At 64.0% G+C, this 17993-nt stretch carries 16 protein-coding genes; 13 read left to right on the plus strand and 3 right to left on the minus strand.

Going from position 1 to position 17993, the window contains the following annotated elements; translation table 11 throughout:
• Window positions 1-29 precede the first annotated feature (29 nt).
• The 8 genes from nirD (at window position 30) to Q390_RS0109150 (ending at window position 8778) form a co-directional block, all read left to right on the plus strand.
• Window positions 30-416: a nitrite reductase small subunit NirD gene (gene nirD / locus Q390_RS0109115; RefSeq protein WP_027995783.1), complete on the plus strand. Its 387-nt coding sequence runs from the start codon at window positions 30-32 to the stop codon at window positions 414-416.
• 32 nt (window positions 417-448) lie between these two features.
• Window positions 449-1261 (plus strand): formate/nitrite transporter family protein, encoded by an 813-nt coding sequence (locus Q390_RS0109120; RefSeq protein ID WP_027995784.1) that lies wholly within the window; start codon window positions 449-451, stop codon window positions 1259-1261.
• Between the two features lie 27 nt (window positions 1262-1288).
• Window positions 1289-3028 carry a bifunctional protein-serine/threonine kinase/phosphatase gene (locus Q390_RS0109125; protein WP_027995785.1) on the plus strand — a complete coding sequence of 580 codons (1740 nt, stop codon included), beginning with the start codon at window positions 1289-1291 and terminating at the stop codon, window positions 3026-3028.
• 158 nt (window positions 3029-3186) lie between these two features.
• Entirely contained in the window at window positions 3187-5397 is a 2211-nt protein-coding gene (locus tag Q390_RS0109130; RefSeq protein ID WP_084153845.1) for a TonB-dependent receptor family protein, read from the plus strand.
• 189 nt (window positions 5398-5586) lie between these two features.
• The gene (gene ybiB / locus Q390_RS0109135) at window positions 5587-6501 is read left to right on the plus strand and encodes a DNA-binding protein YbiB (protein WP_027995787.1); all 915 of its coding nucleotides are present in this window, start codon (window positions 5587-5589) and stop codon (window positions 6499-6501) included.
• A gap of 69 nt (window positions 6502-6570) precedes the next feature.
• On the plus strand, window positions 6571-7809 hold the full coding sequence (locus tag Q390_RS0109140) for a BaiN/RdsA family NAD(P)/FAD-dependent oxidoreductase (protein ID WP_037472603.1): 1239 nt from the start codon (window positions 6571-6573) through the stop codon (window positions 7807-7809).
• A 178-nt stretch (window positions 7810-7987) separates the two neighbouring features.
• On the plus strand, window positions 7988-8200 hold the full coding sequence (rpsU, locus tag Q390_RS0109145; protein WP_027995789.1) for a 30S ribosomal protein S21: 213 nt from the start codon (window positions 7988-7990) through the stop codon (window positions 8198-8200).
• Between the two features lie 131 nt (window positions 8201-8331).
• Window positions 8332-8778: a GatB/YqeY domain-containing protein gene (locus Q390_RS0109150; RefSeq protein ID WP_027995790.1), complete on the plus strand. Its 447-nt coding sequence runs from the start codon at window positions 8332-8334 to the stop codon at window positions 8776-8778.
• A 71-nt stretch (window positions 8779-8849) separates the two neighbouring features.
• Here Q390_RS0109150 and pmbA read toward each other — a convergent pair whose 3' ends face one another.
• The gene (pmbA, locus tag Q390_RS0109155) at window positions 8850-10235 is read right to left on the minus strand and encodes a metalloprotease PmbA (RefSeq protein ID WP_027995791.1); all 1386 of its coding nucleotides are present in this window, start codon (window positions 10233-10235) and stop codon (window positions 8850-8852) included.
• Between the two features lie 82 nt (window positions 10236-10317).
• Between pmbA and yjgA the strand changes: the two genes are divergently transcribed.
• The 3 genes from yjgA to Q390_RS20520 all read left to right on the plus strand — a co-directional run bounded on the left by yjgA (window position 10318) and on the right by Q390_RS20520 (window position 12342).
• The gene (gene yjgA / locus Q390_RS0109160) at window positions 10318-10992 is read left to right on the plus strand and encodes a ribosome biogenesis factor YjgA (protein ID WP_027995792.1); all 675 of its coding nucleotides are present in this window, start codon (window positions 10318-10320) and stop codon (window positions 10990-10992) included.
• Window positions 10982-11611, plus strand: a complete 630-nt coding sequence (gene mog, locus Q390_RS0109165; protein WP_051603145.1) for a molybdopterin adenylyltransferase — start codon at window positions 10982-10984, stop codon at window positions 11609-11611. The genes yjgA and mog overlap by 11 nt, the downstream gene beginning before the upstream one ends.
• Before the next feature lie 380 nt (window positions 11612-11991).
• Window positions 11992-12342 (plus strand): hypothetical protein, encoded by a 351-nt coding sequence (locus Q390_RS20520; RefSeq protein ID WP_027995794.1) that lies wholly within the window; start codon window positions 11992-11994, stop codon window positions 12340-12342.
• Window positions 12343-12446: 104 nt separating this feature from the next.
• On the opposite strand, the gene cysE is transcribed toward Q390_RS20520, so the two are convergent.
• Window positions 12447-13205 (minus strand): serine O-acetyltransferase, encoded by a 759-nt coding sequence (gene cysE / locus Q390_RS0109175; protein ID WP_027995795.1) that lies wholly within the window; start codon window positions 13203-13205, stop codon window positions 12447-12449.
• Window positions 13206-13252: 47 nt separating this feature from the next.
• Window positions 13253-14032 (minus strand): RNA methyltransferase, encoded by a 780-nt coding sequence (locus Q390_RS0109180; RefSeq protein WP_027995796.1) that lies wholly within the window; start codon window positions 14030-14032, stop codon window positions 13253-13255.
• Window positions 14033-14203: 171 nt separating this feature from the next.
• Between Q390_RS0109180 and Q390_RS18055 the strand changes: the two genes are divergently transcribed.
• Complete coding sequence (locus Q390_RS18055; protein WP_084153854.1) at window positions 14204-15190, plus strand: inositol monophosphatase family protein; 987 nt, start codon at window positions 14204-14206, stop codon at window positions 15188-15190.
• 135 nt (window positions 15191-15325) lie between these two features.
• Window positions 15326-17962 (plus strand): DNA mismatch repair protein MutS, encoded by a 2637-nt coding sequence (gene mutS / locus Q390_RS0109190; RefSeq protein ID WP_051603146.1) that lies wholly within the window; start codon window positions 15326-15328, stop codon window positions 17960-17962.
• The last annotated feature ends 31 nt before the right edge of the window (window positions 17963-17993 follow it).

Here is a 17993-nt window from a genome sequence, read left to right on the forward strand (position 1 = left end):
AAACGTTAGCAGCTACCAAAGGAATAGCAATGATCTCCTGGACATTCATCTGCCGTGTGGACGACATTCCACCCCTGGGTGCACGGCGCGTGGCGCGGGCCAGCGGCCTGGACGTGGCCATTTTTCGCAGCGCCGACGATCAAATTTTTGCCCTACTCGACCGCTGCCCGCACAAAGGCGGGCCGCTGTCGCAAGGCCTGGTTTTTGGCACCAGCGTGGCCTGCCCGTTGCATAACTGGACTATCGGCCTGTGCACCGGCCAGGCCGCCGCGCCCGACGAGGGCTGTACGCCCAAATTTGCCGTCAAGGTGGACAACGGCGCCGTGTTTCTCGACGCCGCCGAACTGGCCAGCCACGCCACCAGCGCAACGCGCCCGCTGGCCGGCCCGTGTCAGCGCAGCGCCGCTGCGGCCTGACATCTTTCCCTTGCATTGCACGAAAGCACCCCATGTCCTACCTCGCCCCTGCTGAATTCGTCACCAAGATGGTGGACGCCGGTGAATCCAAGATTTACATGTCCACGCGCGACACCCTGATCCGCGCCTACATGGCCGGTGCCATCCTCTCGCTGGCGGCTGTCTTTGCCGTGACCGCCTCGGTCATGACCGGCTCGCCGCTGGTCGGCGCCATCTTGTTTCCAGTGGGCTTTTGCATGCTTTACCTGCTGGGCTTTGACTTGCTGACCGGCGTATTTGTGCTCACACCACTGGCCTGGCTCGACAAGCGCCCGGGCGTCACCATCAAGGGCATTCTGCGCAACTGGGGGCTGGTGTTTACCGGCAACTTTCTCGGAGCGCTGACGGTGGCCTTCATGATGGCTTTCATCTTCACCTACGGCTTTTCGGTACTGCCCAGCGATGTCGGCCAGAAAATCGGCCACATCGGCGAAGCGCGCACCCTGGGCTATGCCCAATACGGCCTGATGGGCTGGATCACCATTTTTATCCGTGGAATGCTGTGCAACTGGATGGTCTCTACCGGCGTGGTCGGGGCGATGATTTCGACCACCGTCAGCGGCAAGGTGATTGCGATGTGGATGCCCATCATGCTGTTCTTTGCCATGACTTTCGAGCACTCGGTGGTCAACATGTTTTTGTTCCCCTCGGGCCTGATGATGGGCGGCAACTTCTCGCTTCTTGACTACTTCATCTGGAATGAAATCCCGGTGGTGCTAGGCAATCTGGTGGGTGGTTTGGCCTTTACCGGCCTCACGCTCTACGTCACCCACATCCGCACCGCCCCCAAGCGCGCGCCCGTCTGAGCACGCCCCCGTCACCGAGGTCAGCCCATGCACGACACACTGAGGGTTCGCGTCGGACAACACACCGACCGGGGGCACAAAGAGGTCAACCAGGATTTTCATGGCGCCTGCATTCCCCACGGCTCGGCACTGACCACCAAAGGCGTGGCGGTGGCGCTGGCCGACGGCATCAGCAGCAGCCAGGTCAGCCATATCGCCAGCGCAGCGGCGGTACACGCCCTGCTGGTGGATTACTACTGCACCTCTGACGCCTGGACGGTACGCCGCTCGGTGCAGTGCGTGCTGGCGGCCACCAACTCCTGGCTGCACGCACAAAGCCGACGCGGCCCGCACCGTTTTGATGCCGACCAGGGCCATGTGTGCACGCTCAGTGCCCTGGTTCTCAAGTCGGCCACCGCGCACCTGTTCCACGTGGGCGATGCACGCATCTACCGGGTGCAGGGCCAAGCGCTAGAGCAACTCACCCAAGACCACCGCGTTCACCTGCCCGGCGGGCACAGCCATCTGGCCCGCGCCATGGGCTTTCAGCCCCAGCTGGACATGGATTACCGCACCCTGGCCGTCGAGCCCGGCGACACCTTCGTGCTGACCACCGACGGCGTACACGAGCATGTGCCCGCCCCCTGCATCACCCAGGCACTGCAAGACCATGCCGACGACCTGGACCAGGCCGCGCGCACCATCGTCGCTGCGGCCTTGCAGCGCGGCAGCCCTGACAACCTGACGGTGCAGATCGTGTGTATTGACGCGCTGCCCCTGCATCCCCCCGATGGGCTGCAGCGCCAGCGCTTGGCCCTGCGCCTGCCCGGGCTGCTAGCGCCGCGCGACACCCTGGACGGCTACCACATCGTGCGCGAGTTGCACGCCAGCCACCGCAGCCACCTCTACTTGGCCATCGCCCCGGACAGCGGCGCGCAGGTGGTGATCAAGACCCCCTCGATTGCCTTGCAGGACGATACGGCCTACCTTGAGCGCTTTTTGCTTGAAGAATGGATTGCCCGGCGTATCCACAGCCCGCATGTGCTGCGGGCCGTCGCCAACAGCCACAAGCGCGAACACCTCTTCGTGGTACTGGAATACTTGCAGGGCCAGACACTGGCGCAGTGGATGCTGGACCACCCCCGCCCCGCGCTGGCCGAGGTGCGCGACATCGTGGCGCAAATCGCGCGCGGGCTGCAGGCCTTTCACCAAAGGGAGATGCTGCACCAGGACTTGCGCCCCGAAAACATCATGATTGACACCACTGGCACCGTGAAGATCATCGACTTTGGCGCCGTACGCGTCGCCGGACTGGCCGAAGCTGCGGCGCACCCGGACAGCGACGCCCTCCTGGGCACGGTGCAATACACCGCGCCCGAGTTGTTCTTGGGTGAGCCGGCCACACCGCGCTCGGACCTGTTTTCGCTCGGTGTCATCACCTACCAGATGCTCACCGGTCGCCTGCCCTACGGCACCCAAGTGGCGGGCCTGCGCACCCGCGCGGCCCTGACACGGTTGCGCTATGCCAGCGCGCTGCACGATGAGCGCCGTCCGATTCCCGCCTGGATAGACGCCGTGCTGGAGCGCGCCGTCCACCCGCACCCGCTCAAACGCCAGGAGGCGCTGTCTGAATTCGTGCACGACCTGCGCCAACCCAGCGCCGCCACGCTGGCCCGACAGCGCCCACCGCTGACCCAGCGCAACCCGCTGCTGTTCTGGCGCGCCACGGCGCTGGTGCTGGCCATCACCGTGGTGGCACTGCTGGGAGTGCTGCACGCGCGGGGATGAGGTGCGAGCACAAGGCTTATCAGCGTCGGCACCACCCTGGTGCGGCGGCTGCTGTCAGGGGTGGGCAGCGGCGTCGGCATTCTTCGATAAGAACCGCAGTGTGGAGTTGCGGCCTCAGCCTACACAGGCAAGGGAAAGGGCCACCCGATACTGCACCCATGAAAAAACCACCGTATCTGTCCTTTGCTTGCGTGGGCTGTAACGCCCCTCGCAGCCAGCGCGGCTGGTCTACCGTTTTTTTGCAATCCACGTTTTCCCCTTCCCGCTGGCACCGCCTCGCACCACTCGTTGCCAGTTGTGCCTGCGCAGCGGTGCAAGCGCAGGCCCCAGCGCAGGAAGACGTTGACCAGACAGCCGCTGCAGCGGTGTCTGCCCTGGCCACGGTGGAGGTGATCGACAGCGTGCAGGCACAGCGCCGTTTCGATAGCGCGGCCAGCCACACCAGCGTGGTGGTGGAAGGCTTTTCTGCCACCACCCCGCTGGTCCATCTGTCTGAACTGCTGGCTGGGCAAGCCGGGGTGGTAGCGCAGGACCGCGGCAACTACGCGCAGGATCTGCAGATCGCCGTGCGCGGCTTTGGCGCCCGCTCGACCTTTGGCGTGCGCGGGGTGCGCATCCTTGTTGATGGCATTCCCGCCAGTATGCCGGACGGACAAGGCCAGGCGGCCACGGCGCAGCTGTCGTCAGCCGCACAGGTCGATGTGCTGCGCGGCCCGTTGGCACAGTTGTATGGCAATGCGGCATGCGGTGTGGTGCAGGTCACCACGCGCGACCCGCGGCTTGGCGGCGCGGCGCAGGCGGGCATCGCCATGGGATCGCAGGGTCAACGGTTGGTGGATGCGTCGCTTGATTTTGGCGACCAGCGCCTGGGTGGACTGGTGGATATTTCGCATTTTGAGACGGATGGCTGGCGCGCGCACAGCGCAGCGCGCCGGACGCACTTCAACGGCAAGTTGGTAGCTCGCCCGGATAGCAGCACGCGCATTACGGCGCTGCTCAACTTGTACGACCAGCCGCTGGCGCAAGACCCGCTGGGCCTGAACTGGCAGCAGTTTCAAAGCGATCCGCGCCAAGCCACCAGCGTGGCCAGCGCGTTTGACACGCGCAAGTCGGTCGGGCAAAACCAGCTCGGCGTGGTCGTGGAGCGCCAGCTCAACGCGCTCGATAGCGTGCAGTTGCGGGCCTATGGCGGCACACGCCAGCTCACGCAGTCCCTGTCGTTCAGCGGCGCAGTCGCCAACAGCGCCGGTGGTGTGGTGGACCTGGACCGCGGCTACCAAGGCGTGGGCGTGGCCTGGACCCGTGCCCTGCGGCTGGCCTCGGGCCTGCCGCTGACCTGGACCGCAGGCCTGGAGGCGAACCGCATGTCCGAGCACCGACAGGGGTTCGTGAATCAGGCAGGCAGCCGCGCAGACTTGCGCCGCAATGAACAGGACCGCGCCAGCAACACCGACTTGTACGCCCAACTGGATGCCTGGCTCTCAACGCGCTGGCGCGCTGTGGCCGGACTGCGCACCAGCCAAGTGCGCGTACAGGTGGACGATCACTACATCACACCGGCCAACCCCGACGACAGCGGTGCACGCACCTGGCGCCATACCCGCCCTGTGGTAGGCTTGGTGTGGAGTGCGACCGACGCGCTCAACCTGTATGCCAACACCGGCAGCGGTTTTGAGACCCCAACGCTCTCCGAGATGGCCTACAGCACAGGCAATGCCGGACCCAACTTCGGGCTGTCTGCCGCGCGCAGTCGGCAGTGGGAGGTGGGCGCCAAGTGGCGCAGCCAGCACCAGCAGCTGGAGCTGGCCTGGTTCGACACCCGCAGCCGCAGTGAAATCGTGCCGGTGGAAGCGGTGAATGGCCGGTCGGTATTCCAGAACGTGGACAACGTCCGGCGCCGCGGCCTGGAGCTGGCATGGCGGGCCGAAAGGGGTGCGTGGGCGCCCAAGGCCAGTTACACCTACCTCGATGCCTACTTTGGCAACCCCTACACCGGGGCCGGCGGGACTGCCGTGGCAGCGGGCAACCGCCTGCCCGGCACGGCGCGGCATGTGGCGCAGCTGGCACTGGACTACGCCGCCACGCCGCAGTGGCGCGTGGGCGGCACGCTGCAGCTGGCGGGCGCAGTGTTTGCCAACGACACCAACACGGCATCGGCCCCCGGCTACGCTGCAGCGAGCTTGCACACCGGCTACCAGCTGGGCAGTGAAACCCCCGGCAGCACCCGCTGGCAAGTCTGGGCGCGGCTGGACAACCTGTTCAACCGCCGCTATGCAAGCACCCTGATCGTCAACGACGGCAACGGCCGCTTTTTTGAGCCCACCGCTGGCCGCAGGCTGATGGTGGGTGTGCGCGCGCAGTTCCTGTGATTCAGCCTACCGATGCAGCCATACCAAGTCGGCTTAGCGCAACAGGCCAAGTGGGCAATGGGGTCACGGTGCAGAGAGCCCAGTGCAGCGAATTGCCCAAGTTGGCGCTGCTCCCCAAGCGCTGACACCCCCCGCCTGCCGCACTTGCAGGACAATGCGCTCCTTACAGCATTACAGGCATTCAGACCCATGGGCATTCGGCATTACCTCAAAGACATCGCACGCGGCAAAGACGGCGCCCGCGCCCTGACGCGTGACCAGGCCGCCGACCTGATGGGCCAAGTGCTGGACGGCACAGCCAGTGACCTGGAAGTGGGCGCTTTCTGCGTCGCCATGCGCATCAAGGCCGAGACACCGCAAGAAATGGCCGGCTTTCTAGACGCCGTCCACGCGCGCCTGGAGATGCTGCCCGCCAGCACCCGCCCGCTGATCGTGCTGCCCAGTTACAACGGCGCACGCAAGCTGCCGGTGCTGACGCCGCTGCTGGCCTTGTTGCTGGCGCAGCGCGGCTGGCCAGTACTGGTACATGGCAACAGCACCGAAGAGCGCCGCGCCAGCAGCCAAGACGTACTGGCAGCGCTGGACATTAACGCGCTGACAACGCTGGAAGAAATCGAATCCGGCCAAGTCGCCTTCGCCCCCACCGCGCTACTGCTGCCGGGACTGGCGCGTCTGTTGGACGTACGCCGCACGCTGGGCCTGCGCAACAGCGCGCACAGTTTGGTCAAGCTGATGGACCCGCTGGCGCCGGTGGCCGGCGACAGCCTGATCGTCAGCAGCTACACGCACCCGGAATACGCCCTTTCGATGGCCGAAACCATCGCCCTGACCGGACTGGACGCGCTGCTGCTGCGCGGCACCGAGGGCGAGCCGGTGGCCGACCCGCGCCGCACACCACAAATGGACGGCTATCAAGCCGGGCGCGGCCACCGCGTGCAAGAAGCGCAAGAAGGCCCGCTCACCGCCCTGCCGCAGCTGCCCAGCGACATCAGCGCCGCCAGCACCGCCGACTACATCCGCGCCGTCATGGCCGGCACGCTGCCGGTGCCCACGCCGATTGCGTTGCAGGTCGATCACATCTGCCAACTGGCCGAAAAAATATAAGCCCGTGTGCGCCAAAAATAACTATTTTGATAGCTACCAGCGCACGTATCTGAAGGGCTGGAGCCTGTTTTGATCCAAAAATTTGATGTAGTGGTGATTGGTGCTGGTGCGGCCGGGCTGTTCTGCGCCGCCCAAGCCGGCCAACGCGGCTTGAAGGTGCTGCTGATCGACCACGCCGACAAGGTCGCCGAAAAAATCCGCATCTCCGGCGGTGGGCGCTGCAACTTCACCAACCGCGACCTCGACCCGCGTGCGCCGCACAAGCACTTTGTCAGCCATAACCCGCAGTTTTGCCGCTCGGCGCTATCGCGCTACACGCCACAAGACTTCATCGCCCTGCTCGATAAACACGGCGTGCCGTACCAAGAAAAGCACAAAGGCCAGCTGTTTGCCGAGCGCTCAGCCGAAGACATCATCAATTTACTGCTGGCCGAATGCGCGGCGGGCAAGGTTGAGCGCTGGCAGCCGTGTAGCGTTAAAAAAGTAGTGTTTTTTGCTTCTAGCCCAATAGATACTGGCGCTAGCAGCTATCAAATTGAGACCAGCCGTGGCCCGGTGCAGGCGCGCAGCTTGGTCGTGGCCACGGGCGGTTTGTCGATCCCGAAAATCGGCGCGACCGATTGGGGCTACCGGCTGGCGCAGCAGTTCGACATTCCTCTGGTTGAGCGACGCCCCGGCTTGGTGCCGCTGACGTTTGACGGCGCGGCTTGGGCACCGTATGCGCAACTGTCCGGGCTGGCGCTGCCGGTGCAGATCAGCACCGGCGCCAAGAAGTCCCGCATGGCGTTTGACGAGGATTTGCTGTTCACGCACCGCGGCCTGTCCGGGCCAGCGGTGCTGCAAATCTCCAGCTACTGGAATGAAGGCACGCCGCTGTCCGTCCACTTGGCCCCCGGCGTGGATCTGCCCACCGCGCTGGCACAGGCCAAAGCGCGCTCGCGCAAGCTGTTGGCGAACGAGTTGGCCACCATCGTGCCGAGCCGCTTGGCCGATGCCTGGGTGGCGCAAAGCAGCGACTGGCAGCGCCCGGTGGCCGATGTCTCCGACAAAGCGCTGGCCAAACTGGCCGAGCAACTGGCCGGCTGGCAGCTGACACCGACCGGCACCGAAGGCTACAAAAAGGCCGAAGTCACCTTGGGCGGTGTCGATACGCGCGGGCTGTCACAGCAAAGCATGGAGAGCAAAACCCAGTCCGGCCTGTACTTTATTGGCGAAGTGGTAGACGTGACCGGCTGGCTGGGCGGCTACAACTTTCAATGGGCCTGGGCCAGCGCGGCGGCCTGCGCGCAGTCGCTGCCGTTGGCCTGACAGCCCATCGCGCCTTGACATTTTTTGATTTGTCCCGCGCAACCGTTATAATTGCGGGCTTCGCTGGCAACCCCCGTCGGCCAATACTAGTTAGAGACGGGGAAACCGCTGCGCAAGGTCTTGAGGCCCGATCTCCCCAAGACCCTCTACCAGCACCATTTTTGGAAAACATTAGCTAATGACCACCGTACGCCTGAAAGAAAACGAACCCTTTGACGTTGCACTGCGCCGCTTTAAGCGCACCATTGAAAAGCTCGGCTTGCTGACCGACCTGCGCGCCCGCGAGTTCTATGAGAAGCCCACCGCCGAGCGCAAGCGCAAAAAGGCCGCCGCCGTCAAGCGCCACTACAAGCGCGTGCGCAGTATGCAGCTGCCCAAGAAAATGTACTGATCGCCGGATTTCCAGCCTGACTGGAAACCGATAAACCCGCGCTAGGGACGCCAAGCGCGGGTTTTTTGCTTTCCGATTCCTTATTTTTTGCCCCTCATTACCCTTTCGTCCACTTTTTTCAGGAGAACCCCATGTCCCTCAAAGACCAAATCACCGAAGACATGAAAACCGCCATGCGCGCCAAAGACAGCGAACGCCTGTTGACGGTGCGCACCTTGCTGGCCGCTATGAAACAAAAAGAAGTGGACGAACGTGTGGTGTTGGACGATGTAGCCATCGTCGCCATCGTCGATAAGCTGGTGAAGCAGCGCAAAGACTCGATTGCCGCCTTTGAAAGCGGCAATCGCCAAGATTTGGCAGACAAAGAAAAGGCTGAAATGCTGGTCTTGCAGGGCTATTTGCCCCAGCGCATGTCAGCCGAAGAAACCACCGCTGCCGTGCAAGCCATCGTCACCGAACTCGGTGCCAAAGGCCCGGGCGACATGGGCAAAGTGATGGGCGTGGTCAAAACCCGTTTGGCTGGCAAGGCCGACATGGGCCAGGTGTCGGCGGCGGTGAAAGCGGCGCTGGCGCCCTGAAGCGGTTCGTAGCCAGCGACAAAAAAGCCTCTGCAGGGCAGAGGCTTTTTTCATGGCCGTGCGCTGCATTTTCAGCTGCCGGCCACCTTCATGCGGTTGATCAGCACCGAGCCCACCGTTTTAGAGCCGTAGTTATAAGCGTCAGCACCGACGGCTTCAATGCCCTTGAGCATGGTTTTGACGTTGCCGGCAATGGTGATCTCATCGACCGGGAAGGCGATGGCGCCGTTCTCCACCCAAAAACCGCTGGCGCCGCGTGAATAGTCGCCGGTGACGTAGTTGACGCCCTGGCCCATCAACTCGACAACAAACAGGCCGGTGCCGAGCTTTTTCAGCATCGCCTCCAGATCGTCGCCGGACTTGGTGCGGCGCGAGGTCAGCACCAGATTGTGCGAACCGCCCGAGTTGCCGGTGGTCTGCATCCCCAGTTTGCGCGCTGAATAGCTGGACAGGAAATAGCCTTCGACACGCCCGGCATCGATCACCTTGCGCGCCTGCACGCGCACGCCTTCGCTGTCAAACGGTGAGCTGCCCTTGCCGCGCAGGATGAACGGGTCTTCCAGCACATCAATGTGTTTGGGCAACACCATCTTGCCGAGCGAGTCGAGCAAAAACGTGCTCTTGCGGTACAGCGCACCGCCGCTGAGGGCCTGCACCAGCGCGCCCAGCAGGCCGGCGGCCAAGGGCGATTCGAACAGCACCGGGCATTCGGTGGTCGGCACCTTGCGCGCGCTCAGGCGGCTCAAGGCGCGCTGCGCGGCGTAGCGGCCGACGTCCTGCGGCGGCGCCAGCTGGCCCGCGTCGCGCATCGAGCTGTACCAAGAGTCGCGCTGCATCTCGCCGTTCTTACCGGGCAGGCTGGCAATCGGCGCCACCGACAGGCTGTGGCGCGAGGTGGCATAACCACCGCGAAAGCCGTGCGTGTGGGCGCTGAAAAAATGGCTTTGCTGCGCCGAGACGCCCGCGCCTTCGCTGTTGGTGATGCGCTTGTGCGTGGCAAACGCCGCCGCTTCGCATTCCAGCGCCATGCGCGCCGCTTCTTCGCTGGTCAAGGCCCAGGGGTGAAACAGGTCCAGATCGCGGTGCGTGTCAGTCGGTGCAATATCTTGCGCGTCGGGCAGGCCCGCCACCGGGTCGGCGGCAGTAAAGCGGGCAATGTCGTAGGCCGCTTGCACAGTCTGCTCGATCGCTGCGGCAGAAAAATCGGACGTGCTGGCATTGCCGCGGCGGTGGCCGAGGTAGACGGTGATGCCCAGCGACTTGTCGCGGTTGCGCTCGACGGTTTCCAACTCGCCCTTGCGCACGCCGACCGACAGGCCGCAGCCCTCGGAGGCCTCGGCACCGGCATCGGTGGCGCCGAGCTTTTTGGCGTGCGCCAGCGCGTGGTCCACGAGTTGTTCAAAAAATGGGCGGGAGTAGCTGAAGCCCGCATCGGCGGTGGTGTGCATTTGATTCATGGCGACGGCTATGATACTTGCCGCAGTGGTTCCCGCCCGGCACGGCTTGGCAACCACACCCCTCTCTTCCCCGGATTTATCCATGTCACGCAAACCCAAAAAAGGCTATTTTGTGCGCGGCCAGTTTGTTGCCGAAGGCAGCGAAATGGACATCGCCCTCAAAGCCGAACTCAAAGGCACGCACGACGCGAGCCGCACCGATATGAAACGCGAAAGCGACGAGCTGCAAGACCTGGGCAAAGCCTTGCTGACCTTGCGTGCTGACCTGCTCAGCGGCATTGGTCTACCCGACAAGCTGCTCGGCGCCTTGATCGAAGCCAAACGCATCAGCAACTTTGAAGGCAAACGCCGCCAGATGCAGTTTGTCGGCAAGCTGATGCGCAAGCTCACCCCGCAGCAAGTGCTGGACACGCGCGCCGCGCTGGAGACCCAGCGCAGCGGCTCGGCCCACGAAAAACTTGCTCTGCATCTGGCCGAGCAGTGGCGCGACCGGCTGATCGGCGAAGACGCCGCCCAGGCCGAATGGATTGCCCACCACCCCGGCAGCGACATCCAGCAGCTGCGCGCGCTGATCCGCCAGGCACGCAAGGATGCGGCCAGCACGCACGAGGCCGCTGTCGCCGAATCCCAAGGCCTGGCACCGCGCAAAAGCCGCGCCTTCCGCGAGCTGTTTGCCCTGGTGCGCGCGCAGTTGAGCGGCGATGCAGCGGCGGCAGAGGAGGCCGCCCAGGCACCGGAAGGCGACGATGAGCACTGAGCCGACCCTGCAGGCCACTGACCGCCCTGACGCCGTCAAGATAGGTATCGTCTCCATCAGCGACCGCGCCAGCAACGGCGTCTATGAAGACCAAGGCCTACCGGCTCTGCAAGACTGGCTGACCCGCGCCCTGCGCAACCCCATCGCCTTTGAAGCGCGGCTGATTCCCGACGAGCAGGCCGGCATCAGCGCCGCGCTGGTGGAGTTAGTGGAGGCTGGTTGCAGCTTGGTGCTGACCACCGGCGGCACCGGCCCCGCCCTGCGTGACGTCACGCCCGAAGCCACGCTGGCCGTGGCCGACAAAGAAATGCCTGGCTTTGGCGAGCAAATGCGCCAGATCAGCCTGCACTTTGTGCCCACCGCCATCCTCTCGCGCCAGGTGGCGGTGATTCGCAGCCAGAGTCTGATCATCAACCTGCCCGGCCAACCCAAGGCGATTGCCGAAACGCTGACCGGCTTGAAAGACGCAGACGGAAAACAGCTGGTGCCCGGCATCTTCGCCGCCGTGCCCTACTGCATCGACCTGATCGGTGGGCCGTATCTGGAAACGCACGACGCGGTCTGCAAAGCGTTTCGGCCCAAGAACGCGGTCCGTGCTCCACGCATGGCACCTTTATAGGCAAAAAATCACTTTCCAATTTGATAGCTAGAACCCCTTGCTACAAATGAATGTGCATATCAAAAGAGTCTGAAAGCATTTGAATACAAGCGCTTGCAGCTCTCTTTTTAGATACGGCATCGACCTGCTCAGCGTTCCCTCTCTGGCTTGGCCATCAGCGCGGTAGCGTGCTGAGGATCACCATCAAGACACCCTGACCCGCGCACGTCGGCCTCAAAAGTGACAAGCAGTCGTGGGGCCGTCCTACACCACCCCCTGAACTTTGTCTGTAAATTTGCACTGCAGCTTATCAATGACTATTGAAGGTCATGGCAAGTAAGAAACTACACGCACAGTTTCATCGTCACGTGCGTTTTTATCTCATTACATACAAGGTTTCCATGAAATATTCATTCCTGCTCGCCGCCCTGATTGCCACGCTCGGTCTGGCCGCTTGCGAAAAAACGGTCGTTACCCCGCCGGTTACCGCACCGGTGGTAGTGGTTCCAGGCCCTGCAGGCCCCGCTGGCGCCCCGGGTGCTACTGGATCGACCGGCTCCACGGTGGCCATTCCCGGCCCCACGGGCGCTACCGGCGCCACGGGTGCAACCGGCGATGAAGGTGCCAAGGGCTCTACGGGCTCCACCGGCGCCACCGGTGATTCGGGTGCAACCGGTTATGACGGTGCCAAGGGCGATACGGGCGCTGATGGCAAAAAGGGCGACACCGTGATCGTCGTTCCCGCCAAGTAATTTCTCGGCATGAGCCGACGGGCGCAGGCGGTTTTCCGCCTGCGCTTTTTTTTGACCAAATGGTAGGGTACCGCTGTGCGCACACTGCAAATGTGCACGGGAGGCTATTTGCCGATCAGCGCGTTGAGCCTATCGGCCTCGAAGTTTTCCTGGCGCGCCGCGTCGTCTGGCTGGGCCGTGCCCGATAGTTTCTCAAGCGCCTGCCACAACAGGGCGATCTGGTGCTCCTGTGCGCCGGCGTTATCGATCAGGCCGCGCAGTGCCTGGCTCAAGGGGTCATCGTTCTGCGTCACACCGTAGGCAGAAAACCCCATCTTGGAGGCCGCCGCCTCACGCCGCGCATCTCCATCGGCCTCGATGATGCGCGCCGGATTACCGACTGCCGTGGCGCCAGCCGGCACCGGTTTGGTGACGACAGCGTTGCTGCCAATCTTGGCGCCGTCGCCCACGGCAAAGCCGCCCAGCACCTGCGCACCAGCGCCGACGATGACGTTTTTGCCCAGCGTCGGATGGCGTTTGGCGCCCTTGTAAAGCGAGGTACCGCCCAGCGTGACGCCGTGGTAGATGGTGCAGCCGGAGCCGATTTCGGCGGTTTCGCCAATCACCACGCCCATGCCATGGTCGATGAAGACGCAACCGGCAATTTGTGCGCCAGGGTGAATTTCAATGCCAGTGAGCCAGCGCGCCATATGCGAGATAAAGCGCCCGGGCCATTTCAGGCCATGCGTCCAGCACCAGTGCGCGCGCCGGTGCAGCACCAGCGCGTGCAGACCGGGGTAGCAGGTCAGCACTTCCCAGCGCGTACGCGCCGCCGGATCGCGCTCAAGAATGCACTGGATGTCGGAACGCAGGCGAGAGAACATGGGCAAATCTGCAAACGGTGCAGCGCAACAAAAAGAAGAAAGGCAGTTTAGTGCTTTGACTGTGCCGTCTGCAGCATGGCTTTGGCAACACCGCGCAGGATGTGGATTTCTTCCGGCGACAGCTGCGCGCGGTTGAACAACTGGTTCAGGCGCGGCATCAGCTTTTTCGGCGCTGCCGGGTCGAGAAAACCAATCGCCGTCAGCGCCTGCTCCCAGTGGGTCAACATGCCGGCGACTTGCGCGGCGTCGGCCAGCGTCGGCTCGGGCGTGGCGCTGTGGACGGCAAAACCACCCAGCGCTTGGCGCCATTCGTAGGCAATCACCTGAATCGCCGCGCCCAAGTTCAGCGAGCCAAAGTGGGGGTCGGTGGGGATTTGCAGCGCGACGTGGCAGCGGTAAACGTCCTCGTTCGACATGCCAAAGCGCTCGCAGCCAAACAGAAAGCCAATGCCGGCCTCGGTAGAATTTTCAGTATTTTCGGCCTCTAACCCTTGGGGTGTCTGCGCTGATAGCTCATTTTTCAAGAGCAAATCAAAGTGCTCGCGCGGCGCGCGCGTCGGTGGACCAAAGTCGCGCGGCGTCATGGCGGTGGCGCACAGGTGGCTGATGCCGTCCAGCGCCTCGTCCAGCGTCTCGACGATGCGGGCGTTCTTCAGCACGTCCAGGGCACCGCTGGCGCGTTGGATGGTTTCTTCGCGCCGCAGCACATTCGGCCAGCGCGGTGCGACTAGCACCAGGTCGTCAAAGCCCATGGTTTTCATGGCGCGCGCGCAGGCGCCGACGTTGCCAGCGTGGCTGGTGTGGATCAATATGAAACGGGTCTTCATCGGGGCAAAGCAGTCAAACAGTACAGCCCGCCATTGTCGCTGCCCCGTGGCGGGGTGAGGCGCAGGTAAAATCACGCCCCATTGCCGCTGCCCGCATCGCCGGGCAGATTCTTTTTGTTCTTACGCCCCAGCGCCACGGCCACCGCCCGGCGCGACCAAGGTCTACAACTTATGTCATCCAACCTGCACCCCATGCTCAACGTGGCCACCAAGGCTGCACGCGCCGCCGGCGCCCTTATCAACCGCGCGGCCCTGGACGTGGAAGCCGTGCGCATTTCGCAAAAGCAGATCAACGACTTTGTCACTGAAGTCGATCACGCCAGCGAAAAAGCCATCATCGAAACCCTGCTCACCGCCTACCCCGGCCACGGCATCCTGGCCGAAGAATCGGGCCAAGAGTACGGCGCCAAAGACTCCGAATTTGTCTGGATCATTGATCCGTTGGATGGCACGACCAACTTTATCCATGGCTTTCCGGCCTACTGCGTCAGCATTGCGCTGGCGGTGCGCGGCAAGATCGAGCAGGCCGTGGTTTACGACCCCTCGCGCAACGACCTGTTCACCGCCACCAAGGGCCGCGGCGCCTACATGAACGAGCGCCGCATCCGCGTCAGCAAACGCACCCGCCTGCAAGAGTGCCTGATCGCCACCGGCTTCCCGTTTCGTCCAGGCGACGACATGCCGACCTACCTGAGTACCATGAGCAGCGTGATGCAGCGCACCGCTGGCGTGCGCCAGTCGGGCTCGGCAGCGCTGGATTTGGCCTATACGGCGGCGGGCTTTACCGATGGCTTCTTCCACAGCGGCCTGCAAATCTGGGACGTGGCGGCGGGCTCGCTGCTGGTCACCGAAGCCGGTGGCCTAGTCGGCAACTTCACTGGTGAAGCCGATTTTCTGGAGCAGCGCGAATGCCTAGCCGCCAGCCCGCGCCTGTACGCCCAACTGGTGCCGCTGCTGAGCAAATACAGCCAATTTGCCAGCGCTGGCGAAAAAGCCGGCCTGCGCCAAGCGGCCACCAGCAACGCCACCCCAGCACCCGAGCGCGCTGATCTGGCAGACAGCACCGCTCTCACACCCGAAGCTGCACTCCGCGCCAGCCTGGCTGGGGACCCAACCAGCGCCGCCAGCGCCACGCCACCTGGCGACGCACTGGTCTAAGCACCGGCGCCCCGCCATCCAAGGCATCCTGCAGGGCTGGCCAACCTGTGCTGGCCCGCCAGCAACCCTGCAGGCGCGGGATGGCCGCATGAATCCGCCCGACACCGGGCCCAACCCAATAGCGCCAAGCCCCTGATGTCCAAGGAAAAAGCCCCGCCCGCCGCCAGCGCCCCTGAGCACACACCCATGATGCAGCAATATTTGCGTCTGAAAGCCGACCACCCGGACACCCTGCTGCTCTACCGCATGGGCGATTTCTACGAGCTGTTCTACGGCGATGCAGAAAAAGCCGCGCAGCTGCTGGACATCACGCTGACGCAGCGCGGCCAGTCGGCCGGGCAGCCGGTGGCGATGGCCGGGGTGCCATTCCATGCGCTGGAAACGTACTTGGCGCGGCTCATCAAGCTGGGCGAATCGGTGGCAATTTGTGAGCAAGTCGGCGAAGTCGGTGCCAGCAAAGGGCCGGTGGAGCGCAAGGTGGTGCGTGTGGTCACGCCCGGCACGCTGACCGATGCGGAACTGCTGTCCGACAAAACCGAAGCGCTGCTGCTGGCCGTGCACCAGGGCCCGCGCGCCCGCTGCGGTCTGGCGTGGATGAGCGTGACGCAAGGCGTGGTGCAGCTGGCCGAATGCGCGCCCGATGCTTTGGGTGCCTGGCTGGCGCGGATTGCCCCGAGCGAGCTGATTTACAGCGCCGGCGTCACTGAGCGCTTTGAGCTGCAACTGCTGGCACTGCGCAAAGCCGGTGCGTTCAACTGCCCGGTCAGCCCGCGACCCGACTGGCAATTTGACAGCCCGCTGGGCGCGCGCAAATTGCTGGAACATTTGGGTGCCGCCAGCCTGCTGGCTTGGGGCGCTCAAGAGATGCCGCAGGCGCACGCCGCCGCCGCTGCGCTGCTGCAATACGCCGAGCACACCCAAGGCCGCGCCCTGAACCACGTCGCCAGCGTGCAGGTGCAGCGCGAGGGCGATTTGATTGATCTACCGGCCAGCACGCGGCGCAACTTGGAGCTGATCAAAACCCTGCGCGGCGAGGAGGCGCCGACGCTGTTTGCGCTGCTCGACACCTGCATGACCGGCATGGGCAGCCGGCTGCTGAAAAGCTGGCTACTGACACCGCAGCGCGACCGCACAGCCGCGCGCGCGCGCCTGTCGGCCACCACCGCACTGCGCGGCGCCGGCAGCGGCGGGCCGTGGCAGGCGCTGCGCGGCGCGCTCAAGGGGGTGGCCGATGTGGAACGCATCACGGCCCGTATCGCACTGCGCCAGGTGCGCCCGCGCGAGCTGGTAGCGCTGGCGCAAACACTACAAAAAACAGAGCTAATAGCGCACGCCCCACAAGGGCTAGAGGCCTATTTGACTCAAATTTTTACCGATTTGCAGCCGCCGACCGCGTGCGCGGCGCTGCTGCAAGGCGCCATCGACCCCGAACCGGCGGCTTTGGTGCGCGACGGCGGTGTGATTGCGCCCGGCTTCGATGCCGAGCTGGATACGCTGCGCGCCATCCAAACCGACTGCGATAGCTTTTTGCTCGACTTAGAGACGCGCGAAAAAGCCCGCACCGGTATCAGCAACCTGCGCGTGCAGTTCAACAAGGTGCACGGCTTCTATATTGAAGTGACGCAGGGCCAGGCCAGCAAGGTGCCCGACGACTACCGCCGCCGCCAGACGCTGAAAAATGCCGAGCGCTTCACCACGCCCGAGCTGAAAGCCTTTGAAGACCAAGCCCTGTCGGCCAACGAGCGCGCGCTGGCGCGGGAGAAGTGGCTGTACGAACAAGTGCTGGACGAGCTGCAACCGCACGTTCCGGCGTTGACCCGCTTGGCGCAGGCGCTGGCGGCGTTGGACGTGCTGGCCTGCTTTGCCGAGCGCTCGCTGACCTTGAACTGGTGCGCGCCGCAGTTTGTAGCCGAGCCGTGCATCGACATCGACGGCGGTCGCCACCCGGTGGTGGAGGCGCGCTTGGCCGAAACATCGAGTGGCGCCTTCATCGCCAACCACACCCGGCTGAACACCAACACGCGGTTGCAAATCATCACCGGGCCGAACATGGGCGGCAAATCGACCTATATGCGCCAAGTCGCGCTGATCGTGTTGCTGGCCAGCATTGGCAGCCATGTGCCGGCCAGCGCCTGCCGCTTGGGGCCGATTGACGCCATCCACACCCGTATTGGCGCAGCGGACGACCTGGCCAATGCGCAATCGACCTTCATGCTGGAGATGACCGAAGCGGCGCAAATTTTGCATTCCGCCACTGCGCACAGCCTGGTGCTGATGGACGAGATTGGCCGCGGCACCAGCACCTTTGACGGGCTGGCGCTGGCCAGCGGCATTGCCATGCACCTGCACGACAAAACCAAGGCCTTCACGCTGTTTGCCACGCACTACTTTGAGCTGACTGAGTTGCCGGCCACGGCGCGCCATGCCGTCAACCTGCACGTGGCGGCGGCAGAATCGGGCGCGGACATTGTGTTTCTGCACGAAATCCAGCCCGGCCCGGCCAGCCGCAGTTACGGCATTCAGGTGGCGAAATTAGCCGGCGTGCCGGCCGCCGTGCTGCACCACGCCCGCCATGCGCTGGCGGCGCTGGAAGAACGCGCCAGCGCCGGGGACGTGCAGATCGATTTGTTTGTCGAGCCGCCAGCGCCCGAGTCTGCCGGCACCAGCCCATTACAAGCCGCGCTGGCCGTCCTGCAGCCTGACACCCTGAGCCCGCGCGAGGCGCTGGACGCGCTGTATCAGCTGAAAAAATTGGCGCAGAGGGGCCTCTGAAGCGGCACCGGCAGAAGCCGCACGCCGCGTA

Origin of the sequence: Simplicispira psychrophila DSM 11588 (assembly GCF_000688255.1) — a bacterium.
GTDB lineage: Bacteria > Pseudomonadota > Gammaproteobacteria > Burkholderiales > Burkholderiaceae_C > Simplicispira > Simplicispira psychrophila.

Bases quoted from the DNA above. Each gene is read 5' to 3' on its own strand.
- yjgA (WP_027995792.1), top strand. From the start codon at position 10,318: ATGTCACGCAAACCCAAAAAAGGCTATTTTGTGCGCGGCCAGTTTGTT.
- mog (WP_051603145.1), top strand. From the start codon at position 10,982: ATGAGCACTGAGCCGACCCTGCAGGCCACTGACCGCCCTGACGCCGTC.
- Q390_RS0109180 (WP_027995796.1), bottom strand. From the start codon at position 14,032: ATGAAGACCCGTTTCATATTGATCCACACCAGCCACGCTGGCAACGTC.
- rpsU (WP_027995789.1), top strand. From the start codon at position 7,988: ATGACCACCGTACGCCTGAAAGAAAACGAACCCTTTGACGTTGCACTG.
- Q390_RS0109150 (WP_027995790.1), top strand. From the start codon at position 8,332: ATGTCCCTCAAAGACCAAATCACCGAAGACATGAAAACCGCCATGCGC.
- Q390_RS0109120 (WP_027995784.1), top strand. From the start codon at position 449: ATGTCCTACCTCGCCCCTGCTGAATTCGTCACCAAGATGGTGGACGCC.
- cysE (WP_027995795.1), bottom strand. From the start codon at position 13,205: ATGTTCTCTCGCCTGCGTTCCGACATCCAGTGCATTCTTGAGCGCGAT.
- mutS (WP_051603146.1), top strand. From the start codon at position 15,326: ATGTCCAAGGAAAAAGCCCCGCCCGCCGCCAGCGCCCCTGAGCACACA.
- Q390_RS0109130 (WP_084153845.1), top strand. From the start codon at position 3,187: ATGAAAAAACCACCGTATCTGTCCTTTGCTTGCGTGGGCTGTAACGCC.
- nirD (WP_027995783.1), top strand. From the start codon at position 30: ATGATCTCCTGGACATTCATCTGCCGTGTGGACGACATTCCACCCCTG.
- pmbA (WP_027995791.1), bottom strand. From the start codon at position 10,235: ATGAATCAAATGCACACCACCGCCGATGCGGGCTTCAGCTACTCCCGC.
- Q390_RS0109125 (WP_027995785.1), top strand. From the start codon at position 1,289: ATGCACGACACACTGAGGGTTCGCGTCGGACAACACACCGACCGGGGG.
- Q390_RS20520 (WP_027995794.1), top strand. From the start codon at position 11,992: ATGAAATATTCATTCCTGCTCGCCGCCCTGATTGCCACGCTCGGTCTG.
- ybiB (WP_027995787.1), top strand. From the start codon at position 5,587: ATGGGCATTCGGCATTACCTCAAAGACATCGCACGCGGCAAAGACGGC.
- Q390_RS18055 (WP_084153854.1), top strand. From the start codon at position 14,204: ATGTCATCCAACCTGCACCCCATGCTCAACGTGGCCACCAAGGCTGCA.